Source organism: Paenibacillus marchantiophytorum (assembly GCF_014640555.1).
Lineage (GTDB): Bacteria > Bacillota > Bacilli > Paenibacillales > NBRC-103111 > Paenibacillus_E > Paenibacillus_E marchantiophytorum.
In genome coordinates, this window is the sequence record NZ_BMHE01000147.1 from 1 (window position 1) to 661 (window position 661).

The 661-nt window shown below is 46.6% G+C and carries 1 rRNA gene; it reads right to left on the reverse strand.

From position 1 onward, the window contains the following. Positions 1-452, reverse strand: a 23S ribosomal RNA gene (locus IEY34_RS36385); the annotation flags it as partial. Positions 453-661 lie beyond the last annotated feature (209 nt).

The window sequence follows — 661 nt, forward strand, 5'->3', positions numbered from 1 at the left end:
TCCTGCCGGATTCCGACGGGGTTTCACGTGACCCGCCGTACTCAGGATACCTCTAGGAGATTCGTTCGATTTGGGCTACAGGGCTTTTACCTTCTATGCCGGACCTTTCCAGATCACTTCGCCTATCGAACTAACCCCATGTCGAGGTCCTACAACCCCAAGGAGCAAGCTCCTTGGTTTGGGCTATTCCGCTTTCGCTCGCCGCTACTGACGGAATCACTTTTGTTTTCTTTTCCTCCAGGTACTTAGATGTTTCAGTTCCCTGGGTATGCCTCTACTAAAGCTATGTATTTACTTTAGAGTAACTGCGCATTACCACAGCTGGGTTCCCCCATTCGGACATCCCCGGATCAAAGCCTGCTTACGGCTCCCCGAGGCATTTCGTCGTTCGCCACGTCCTTCTTCGGCTCCTAGTGCCTAGGCATCCTCCGTGTGCTCTTTCTAGCTTAACCTAGAAAAAACTTTAAAGATTTTTGTATGCTTCCTAAAAAGCATACAACCTAAGTTCTTACTTTACGTTTTTTGTTGACAATTGACCTAAGCTTCGCAAAGGTAAATTGCAACTGTTTCGTTATCTAGTTTTCAAGGAACAAGGTTGCAACCGTTACATTCGCAAAGCGATGTTGGTTGTCAACTGCTTTTGAAAGATTGCTCTTTCAAA